This window comes from Ruegeria sp. HKCCSA071, from assembly GCF_017872555.1.
In the GTDB taxonomy this organism is placed as follows: Bacteria; Pseudomonadota; Alphaproteobacteria; order Rhodobacterales; family Rhodobacteraceae; genus Ruegeria.
Map to the genome: position 1 here is coordinate 59,963 of NZ_JAEDOX010000014.1, position 8,964 is coordinate 68,926.

Consider the following 8,964-nt stretch of genomic DNA (forward strand, 5'->3'; position numbering starts at 1 on the left):
GGATGGTGCATCTTCGAAGTCTGCACCCAGATTACCCCGTCCCAACGGGTGTTGTTTGCGGTTCTCAGCCTTCCAGGCGAGCCCCGGTTTTCGCATCAAACAGATGGCAGTGATCAGTATGGATATGAATCGAGACCTGATCGTCGATTTCGGCCCGATAGGTTTTGTCGGCCTTGACCGAGACCAGCGCACCACCGATCCGAACCGAAACCATGGTGCTGTCGCCCAACAGCTCTTGCGTATAGATCGGCGCGTTGATCTCGCCGCCACATTCCACAACATTTGCGTCCTCGGCGCGAAACCCCAGCGTGATAGGACCGTCCGGCGCGTTCAACCCGTGCACCTCTGTGCTTTGGGCGCGGAACACGCCACCCTGAACCTCGCCATCGACAAGGTTCATTGCCGGGTTGCCGATGAAGCTGGCCACAAATGTATTTGCAGGTTCATCGTAAATATCGGTTGGGGAGCCAACCTGCTGAACCACACCTTGTTTCATGATCACCACCCGATCAGCCAAGGTCATTGCCTCGATCTGGTCGTGGGTCACATAGATCGTGGTGACCGCCAATTCGTGGCTCAGGTTCTTGATCTGCGCGCGGGTGGAAACGCGCAGTTTTGCGTCAAGGTTGGATAGTGGCTCGTCCATCAGGAACACGTTCGGCTCGCGCACAATGGCACGAGCCAGGGCAACCCTCTGACGCTGACCGCCAGACAGTTCCGCCGGTTTGCGGTGCAGGAAGTCATCCAGCTCGACCATCGCCGAAGCGCGCCGCACTTTTTCGTCATGGGTAGCAGGGTCAATACCGCGAACTTTCAGCGGGAAGCGAATGTTCTCATATACATTCATATTCGGATAGAGCGCGTATGACTGGAACACCATCGCGACATCGCGGTCTTTGGGCTCCATGTCATTTACTCGCGCGCCATCGATCAGGATATCCCCCTCAGACGCGTCCTCGAGACCAGCAATCATGCGCATTGTCGTGGTCTTTCCGCAACCTGACGGCCCAAGAAGCACCAGAAATTCCTTGTCGGCTATTGTCAGGTCAAAATTGTCAACTCCAACAAACGATCCCCAACGCTTTCCAACATTGCGAAGTTGAATTTCGGCCATTCTGTCCTCCCTGCTGCACGCATCGTGCATACGCTTGCAAAACCATAGACAACAAAAGAAACATCTGGCAAGTTTTTTTTGCATGCGTGTGCAAACGTCGACTTCATCTTCTTCGCAATTCGCCCCATGACAGCGACCAAAGAACTGAAAGAAAGTAATAATGTCCTATGAAATCCAAAAAGCGATCATCTTGGATTACTACTCGGCGCTCAGCAGCGTAAAAGAATCGGATATCGCTAACACGTTGTCTGAGTTCTGCGCAGAAGACTACCTCTGGCGCGGTTTCCACCCGTTTGATGAGCTTCGGGGCACCCATGACGTAGCGCAGGCATTCTGGCATCCCCTGAAGCAAAGCCTAGGGAATATGCAGCGCCGGATGGACGTGTTCATGGCCGGAAAAAACGAGATGGACGGATTCACCTCGGTCTGGGTTGTTTCAATGGGGCACCTTATGGGCCTGTTCGACAATGCGTGGCTGGGCATCGCCCCTACGGGCAAGATGGCGTTTTTGCGCTATTGTGAGTTCAACAGGATCGAGAATGGCAAGATCGCCGAGACGGCGATGTATTTCGACATCCCGCATTTCATGATGCAAGTCGGGTTGCAGCCCTTCCCGCCCCAAACCGCAGCCCACCTGGTGCAACCCGGACCGATGACGCATGACGGGTTGATGTTCAACCCGCAGCCTGCCGAAGAAGGCGAGAAAACTCTCGGCACGATCAATGCTATGATTTCCGATCTCGGCCAATGGAACAGCGGCCTGAGCCTTGAGGAAGAATTGCGCCAGACATGGAGCGAAGACATGATCTGGTGGGGCCCTGCCGGGATCGGTGCGACCTATACGATCGAGCGCTATGCAAAGCAGCACTCAGGCCCGTTCCGCGCATCCTTCACGGACCGTTCAAAGACCAAACACATCTGCCGCATGGCTGAAGGCCACTATGGCGGCTTTTTTGGCTGGCCGAATTTCACGGCGCGACCGACCGGCGGGTTCATGGGCATGCCCGCCACCGACAAGGCCGGTGAATTCCGCGTGATCGACATCTATCGACGCGAAGGAGACAAACTGGCGGAGAACTGGATCTTCATCGATCTGCTGCATTTCTGGAAGCAACAGGGCGTCGATATATTGGGGCGCATGGCGAAAGTACCGCGAACATGACCGGCTGGATCGACGCCCATCACCACCTTTGGGACCTTGAAGCCGTGAACTACCCCTGGCTGATGGCGCGCGGGGTGGAAAGGTTCTTTGGCGACCCGACGCCGATTCAACGGAATTACCTGCTGCGCGAGTTCCGGTCCGAAGCCGCGCCCTGCGGAGTCGGTGCCTCGATCCATATCCAGGTGGGAGCCAAAAACGGTCTGGACGAAGCCCGGTGGGTTCAAGCTGTCGCCGATACCAATCCAGACTGGCCAATGGCGCAGGTTGTGTTCTGTGACCTGACCTCGGCTGACCTACCCGCCCAGCTTGATACGTTTCAGGCCCTTCCAACTGTACGCGGTGTGCGCCAGATCGTCGGGCGCGCACCCGGAGAGGACGCGCAGACGGGCACAAATTCTCTGCTGGATGATCCGCGATTTCTGGATGGACTGAAGGAGGCTGGACGGCGCGATCTCAGCTTTGATCTCCAGCACATTCCCGAATTGATCGGAAAAACTACCCGAATTCTTGCGCAAGCCTCGAATACACGAGTCGCTCTATGCCATGCCGGATCACCACATGACCGTACCCGCGCGGGCCTGAAAAGCTGGGCTCAAAGACTGCGTGCGCTGTCCGATCTGCCGCATGTCTCGTGCAAACTCTCAGGCCTGGGCATGTTCGATCACAACTGGACGCCTGACAGCATTCGCCCGATCGTGGAGATTTGCCTTGAACAATTCGGACCCGAGAGGGTCATGTTTGGTTCGAATTTCCCGGTCGACAAGCTCTATGGCAATTATGCATCGCTGGTACAGGCTTACCGTGATTTGGTACCGGCTGAAGCACAATCGGCGGTTTTCAGAGAAACCGCCGCACACTTCTATGATCTCGAGGTGCCCTGAGAGTTATATTCACTGACTCGGCCCCTTGATCCGGGCCGATCGGATGTAGAATCCGTTCCCGTTTCTTTCTCGTGATTAGGTTGTGGTCAAGGCCTGCTGAGCGGAGCGGTTGCGTAGCTCAAGCGAAGCAGGCCGGGCGGTACGGTTAAGATTAGCGTAAACGGCTGGTGCCAGTCCGCCGAGAGAAGTGTGCGGTCGCTGTGTATTGAAATCGATCCTCCAGTTTTCGATGATCTTTCGGGCTTCGGCCAGGTTACCGAAGATATGTTCATTCAGGCACTCATCTCTCAGACGGCCATTAAAGCTTTCCACGAACGCGTTTTGCATTGGCTTGCCTGGTGCGATGTAATGCCAGCCAACACCAGTATCTTGGCACCATCGGAGAACGGCGTGAGATGTCATTTCCGTTCCATTGTCCTGACAATCATGTCCGGCTTGCCACGCCTGCGGATCAGATCATCCAGTTCACGGGTCATCCGCGCACCGGACAACGAACGATCTACGACTGTTGCCAGTGCCTCCCGGGTGCAATCGTCCACGATACATAGCACACGGAACCTCTGCCCATCTTCAAAGGCATCCGATACGAAGTCGAGCGACCATCTTTGATTGGCACGATCTGGCACAAGAATAGGCCTGCGCGTGCCCAAAGCCCGCTTGCGTGACCGCCTGCGGCGCACCGCCAGCCCTTCCTCGCGATAGAGCCTGAACAGTTTCTTGTGGTTCACCTCAAAACCCTCTCTGGCAAGCAGAATGCCCAAACGGCGATATCCAAACCGACGCCGTTCATTCGCCATTTCGTGCAGTCGTTTGCGCAGGACCTCATTACCCCGATCCTGCTTCTGATACTGAAAGACTGACCGGTGCAGATCAGCCAGCTCACACGCCCGACGCTCAGACAAACCATGCCGGTCCATGACGTCCGACACAGCCCTGCGTTTTACATCAGGCGTTAGTAATTTTTTGTCGCCAGATCCTTCAGAGCTGCATTATCAAGCATCGCGTCCGCGAGCATGCGCTTCAAGCGATTGTTCTCGTCCTCCAACGCCCGCAGCTTCTTTGCATCTGACACGTTCATCCCGCCAAACTTCGCTTTGTATTTATAGAACGTGGCATCACTGATCCCGTATTTCCGGCACAGCTCCTGAGCTTTAACCCCTGCCTCATATTCCTTGATCACACCAATGATCTGTTCGTCACAAAATCTGCGTTTCATAGTCCATTCTTTGCTTGGACGGATTACTAACACCTCAGTGGCCTGATTTCAGGGGGCTGGGTCACTTTTGGAGGATGAATCCGCGGATATGCCAACGCTGACCCGAGAGGAATGCAAGGAACTACTAGCGCAAATTGCCGAGAAAACAGCTCGTATTCTTGAAAGGAACAAGAAGCTTTCAACTCTGGCGTCCCAGTCGGACAGAGCTCGTCGGCTCCAGACCATGCCGGGTGTCGGTCCGATCACAGCCATCGCGGTAGAGGCATTCGGACCTGACATGTCCCAGTTCAAAACTGGGCGTGACTTTGCTGCGTGGCTGGGTCTTGTCCCGAAGCAGCACTCCTCCGGAGGCAAGGAGCGCCTGGGACGTATGACCAAGGCAGGCCAGGCAGATATCCGACGCCTTCTGATCATTGGCGCAATGTCGCGACTGAATTGGCTTGGAATGCGCTCGGTTGCTGAGGGTAGCTGGCTGTCACGTATGTTGGCGCGCAAGCCCAAGATGCTGGTCGCGATCGCACTGGCCAACAAAATGGCGCGGCAAATCTGGGCAATGCTCACGAAACACGAAGACTACATTGATCCGGAACTTGCAGGCGCGGCATGATGCTCATGTAAGACTGCGAGGACCGGTACCACGGGAGTGTGAGAAGACAATGACATGAATGGGCGCAACGATCGAACAGATCTGGATCAGGGAAACCAGTTAGTCGCTGCGAGTACAAAGCTCGAAAGTTAGATTTGGACCTGATCCGCTGATCACCATCCCGGCCCGCGGCTTCTGGGAATGCCGCCAAAAGAGGCCTTACAGAAGTTCGCACTCGATCACGCACCTTAAGAGTCAAAAACTCCTTGCACTTTGGGCGGCAACCACAGAAGCGACTACATCGGCGCGCGGGCGTTGTTCAGCAGCATCCCAAAAGTCGACTGGCTGCTCGGAGATCGCGGCTATGACGCCGACTGGTTTCGAGAAGCGTTAAAAGACAAAGGGATACGCGCCTTCATTCCCGGCCGTAAGCAACGCAAGACCCCGGTCAAATACGATAAGCGCAGGTACAAACGCCGCAACAGGATCGAGATCATGTTCGGCAGGCTCAAGGACTGGAGGCGGGTCGCAACCCGCTATGACCGATGCCCCAAAGTATTCCTTTCCGCTACCGCGCTCGCAGCAACCGTCATCTATTGGTTATGAATCCTGACCCTAGTGGATAGGCAGCGACACACTGACACAACAGTTACACGAGTATTATCAAAGTCTTGTCGCGGCATCGCTCCCGATAATACCGAGATCGAAATTCCATTCCCCTATCGCATTTTGACATTCAAAGGTGCATTGCCCGTCGAGCAGCAGGCACCGAAGGAGTGACACCGGGGCCATCTGTCATTGGTGGTCTTGCTGCAATGTGTCCAATTCATGCTTGACCGCATCAAACCGAGGCCCCGGAGGAAGCTGTCGCGCCAGTTCCTGCAACAACATCTCTGCATGTCGCTTTACCATTATGTCGCCCAAGATGTATTGGCGACTGTCGACGTGGGTGATGTGAAGCAGCTGATGGAACGTGACCGGCGGAATTTTTACGTGATGCGAAGGGCACCGCGCTATGGCTACTGTTTCTGACACCGCGAGTTCCTGAAGCGACGCATGCAGCCAGTTCAGACACGTGCAGGCAGTGTAGGGGTCGTTCACACTCGGAGACAAAGCGCGGGCGATGATCTCGACCAGTTGCTGCGCCACGAACATGACGTTCTGAGTGTCGGTTTTTCCCGCTCCGGTCGCGAAACAAGCCCGAAGCTGCGCCTCCGTCGACTCAGATAGCGGTTCCTCTGGATAGACTTTCAGGGCTGGGCGTTGCGGGTGAACAAATTGACCCGGCACTGCTATAACTTCGATATTCAGGTCGTTTTTAGCGGCTGTTTTAGTGATTTGGTTGAAATCTACAGCTTGGACGTAACCGGCTGTCTTAAGGAATATCGGTTTGGGATCCTGACCTTCTGTTTCTTTCATCCAGTCAGACTCAATCTCATCGCCCAAGGAGGCTGAACCATTTGCCTGACACAACTCGATGAGCTGTGACTGCAGTTTGGAGCCGAGTTTATGGCAAAGGTTCTCGAGATTTATCATCTCGGGTACGTGGTGAATGAAATAGATCATCACGATCACCGATGCGAACGTCATGACCAGTGCGAGAACAAGGGACAGAAGCGGCACGAACGTCAGCCCGTCAGCACCGAAATCCTGCACCGATCGCAGCGTCGCCAGTGCAAAAACAAAGGTAGAAATCAATACCCCAAGACTGATCTGGGTACCACGATCACGCATGAAATTGCCAATCAGGCGCGGACCGAAATTGGAGGACGCGAACGATACCGCGACAACAGTCATGGAAAACAGGACCCCGGTTACGGTGATTACCGATTGTGCAATGACCGACAACAGCGACCGGACAGCATCGGATTGCGTGGTCATCCAGTCCCGCAGCATGGGCGTGTACAGGTTCGAAAAATGGCGGTCCAATGCTTCGATTCCAACCGCCAGGAGGAAGGCCACCACCATCATCAGGCCGGGAACGAACCAATAGCTTGCGCGCATATCCTGCAGGAGTTTCGTTATCCGGGCCATATTCTCTAACCTTCCTGCTTTTCCGCACCGCTTTGCCGACAGGGCGTCAGCAGAACGTCCCCGAGCTTCAATGAGCCGTATTGCTGCGAATGCCTTCCATCGCGCGCGCCACTGTGAACCCATGCAACACCGTTGACACTAGGATCACCAGCCCGACCAGTGACCATATCTGGATTTCATTCGCAAATTCGACATGCCGACCAGCGTAACACAGGTAGTAGATCGAGCCGATGCCGCGCACGCCGTATATCGCTACGATGGCACGGTCCCTGCCTCTGACATGGGTTCCGATTAACGAAAGCCACCCGGCAACAGGGCGGATTACGGCAACCAATGCCAAGGTCACAAAAAGATGTACCCATTGGAGATCGGCAAGCAGAACAGGCAAAACGTACCCAAGAGCGACCAGCAAAAGCGCCGTCAGCGCGTGTTCGATATTCTCGCAGAAGTCATGCAACCGCCTGTGAAACTGGTGTTGGCTTTCGACACGGCGCAGTGCCAGCCCCATCACCGCGACCGAGATGAATCCATACCCCTCTGCCAACTCGGTCGAGCCGTAGCACAGCAGTACACCCGCAAGAGCCAAAACCCCCGAGGCCGTGTCGGCAAGCGCGGATCGGCGCGGAAACTGGAAAAGTACCTGTCCCAGAACCCAGCCGCCTGCTCCGCCCATCAGGACACCGACCGTGATCCGGTACAGCACATCCACCAGGAACCATTCCATGACCCAGTCCGAGGGGTTCAACCCGTGCAGCGCAACCAGAAGACCCAGATAGACAAACGGGAAAGCAAGCCCGTCATTCAATGCAGCTTCGGTTGTCAGCGTGAACCGGACCCGGTGCTCTTCTCCCTCGTGCGGCGGCCCGACCTGCACGTCCCCAGCAAGCACAGGGTCGGTCGGCGCAAGAACCGCGCCCAGAAGAATAGCCCCAGCCACGGTCATCCCGGCGACCCCTGCCCCGAGAACAGCCACTGCAAAAATCGTCAACGGCATCGCAATCGCCAGCATCCGCATGGTCGGAAACCAGCGCAGCGCCGGTCCAAGATTGTCGATCCGCAAACCGGCGGTGAACAGGGCAACAATGACTGTCAATTCGCTCGCAATCTCCCAAGGGTGCGGCGCAATCCTGGGGTCGGGAACGGCAGGCAGGCCGGGAACAAACCAATAGGCGCACATACCAAACAGGATCAACAGCGGTGCCGCAGCTGGTTCACGTGTAGAAATGAACCGCGGAAGCCATCTTGCCAATATCACGATGGCGCCTGTTACGGTCAGAGCGACGTGGTAAGGTTCAAAACTGAAGAATTCCGTTGTCATGCGAGACTGTTCTTTCTGAGACTGTTCAGAGGGTTGTCGTTTTAAGGCACTATTCCAAAGGGGTTAGGCCAGTCGTGCAAACATGCGCACGCTTCGGAATCAGATTAGCGGTCGCTTCTCAAGATCAGCGTCGGTTCCCGCCAAGTCCGTAATCTTTGCCCGATCCATCAACTGCAACCGACCATCGCTCCAATCTGCAATGTTGTCGCTCCGCAATTTTGCAAGTGTTTTGTTCGTGTGAACCAGGGACAATCCCATCGCATCCGCTAGGTCCTGTTGGCGGAACGGCAAAGGCACTACGCCTGCCTCATCCGCAAGCCCAACGGCACAGGCACGGTTGTAAAGGCGCAGCAACGCCCATGATATCCGCTCCAAAGCGGTTTGCTGACCGACAGACGTTAGCGCTTCGGCGACCATATGCTCTTCAACAGCCGCCAACCACGTCAGATCAAACCCGCGTTCAGGGCTGGATTGGTAGATCTTCCACAACACTTTCCGGTCAAAGACGCACAGGTGCATGTCCGTCGTCGCTTCGACCGAGTGCTTCATTTCGTCCATCACGGCAGCCTGAAGACCTAGGGTCAGGACTCATAGCCAGTAGATGACGAGTGCTGCGAGGGCGATGGCTGACAGGAAGACCTTCGGGCACCTGT

6 protein-coding genes and 3 pseudogenes are annotated in these 8,964 nt (G+C 55.6%); 4 read left to right on the forward strand and 5 right to left on the reverse strand.

Features of this window, described 5'->3' with window-relative positions; all coding sequences use genetic code 11:
• Positions 1–64 precede the first annotated feature (64 nt).
• Complete coding sequence (locus tag I9188_RS17990) at positions 65–1,114, reverse strand: ABC transporter ATP-binding protein (RefSeq protein ID WP_209507353.1); 1,050 nt, start codon at positions 1,112–1,114, stop codon at positions 65–67.
• 160 nt (positions 1,115–1,274) lie between these two features.
• Between I9188_RS17990 and I9188_RS17995 the strand changes: the two genes are divergently transcribed.
• Together I9188_RS17995 and I9188_RS18000 are read left to right on the forward strand one after the other, a co-directional pair.
• On the forward strand, positions 1,275–2,276 hold the full coding sequence (locus I9188_RS17995) for an ester cyclase (RefSeq protein ID WP_209507354.1): 1,002 nt from the start codon (positions 1,275–1,277) through the stop codon (positions 2,274–2,276).
• Positions 2,273–3,157, forward strand: a complete 885-nt coding sequence (locus tag I9188_RS18000; RefSeq protein ID WP_209507355.1) for an amidohydrolase family protein — start codon at positions 2,273–2,275, stop codon at positions 3,155–3,157. The genes I9188_RS17995 and I9188_RS18000 overlap by 4 nt, the downstream gene beginning before the upstream one ends.
• A gap of 75 nt (positions 3,158–3,232) precedes the next feature.
• On the opposite strand, the pseudogene I9188_RS18005 reads toward I9188_RS18000, so the two are convergent.
• Positions 3,233–4,373 (reverse strand): annotated as a pseudogene (locus I9188_RS18005) (IS3 family transposase).
• 64 nt (positions 4,374–4,437) lie between these two features.
• On the opposite strand from I9188_RS18005, the pseudogene I9188_RS18010 reads away from it, so the two are divergent.
• Positions 4,438–4,980 (forward strand): annotated as a pseudogene (locus I9188_RS18010) (IS110 family transposase); the annotation flags it as partial.
• Between the two features lie 270 nt (positions 4,981–5,250).
• Positions 5,251–5,565: pseudogene (locus tag I9188_RS18015) on the forward strand (transposase); the annotation flags it as partial.
• A 189-nt stretch (positions 5,566–5,754) separates the two neighbouring features.
• Here I9188_RS18015 and I9188_RS18020 read toward each other — a convergent pair.
• The 3 genes from I9188_RS18020 to I9188_RS18030 form a co-directional block, all read right to left on the reverse strand.
• Positions 5,755–7,116 carry a DUF2254 domain-containing protein gene (locus I9188_RS18020; protein ID WP_348540352.1) on the reverse strand — a complete coding sequence of 454 codons (1,362 nt, stop codon included), beginning with the start codon at positions 7,114–7,116 and terminating at the stop codon, positions 5,755–5,757.
• Entirely contained in the window at positions 7,061–8,311 is a 1,251-nt protein-coding gene (locus I9188_RS18025) for a cation:proton antiporter (protein WP_209507357.1), read from the reverse strand. Before I9188_RS18025 ends, I9188_RS18020 begins: the two co-directional genes overlap by 56 nt.
• A gap of 99 nt (positions 8,312–8,410) precedes the next feature.
• Positions 8,411–8,869 carry a Crp/Fnr family transcriptional regulator gene (locus tag I9188_RS18030; protein ID WP_209507358.1) on the reverse strand — a complete coding sequence of 153 codons (459 nt, stop codon included), beginning with the start codon at positions 8,867–8,869 and terminating at the stop codon, positions 8,411–8,413.
• Between the last annotated feature and the right edge of the window lie 95 nt (positions 8,870–8,964).

Excerpts from the sequence above, each read along its gene's own strand:
- I9188_RS18030 (WP_209507358.1), bottom strand. The coding sequence starts at position 8,869 with ATGGACGAAATGAAGCACTCGGTCGAAGCGACGACGGACATGCACCTG.
- I9188_RS17995 (WP_209507354.1), top strand. The coding sequence starts at position 1,275 with ATGTCCTATGAAATCCAAAAAGCGATCATCTTGGATTACTACTCGGCG.
- I9188_RS17990 (WP_209507353.1), bottom strand. The coding sequence starts at position 1,114 with ATGGCCGAAATTCAACTTCGCAATGTTGGAAAGCGTTGGGGATCGTTT.
- I9188_RS18020 (WP_348540352.1), bottom strand. The coding sequence starts at position 7,116 with ATGGGTTCACAGTGGCGCGCGCGATGGAAGGCATTCGCAGCAATACGG.
- I9188_RS18000 (WP_209507355.1), top strand. The coding sequence starts at position 2,273 with ATGACCGGCTGGATCGACGCCCATCACCACCTTTGGGACCTTGAAGCC.
- I9188_RS18025 (WP_209507357.1), bottom strand. The coding sequence starts at position 8,311 with ATGACAACGGAATTCTTCAGTTTTGAACCTTACCACGTCGCTCTGACC.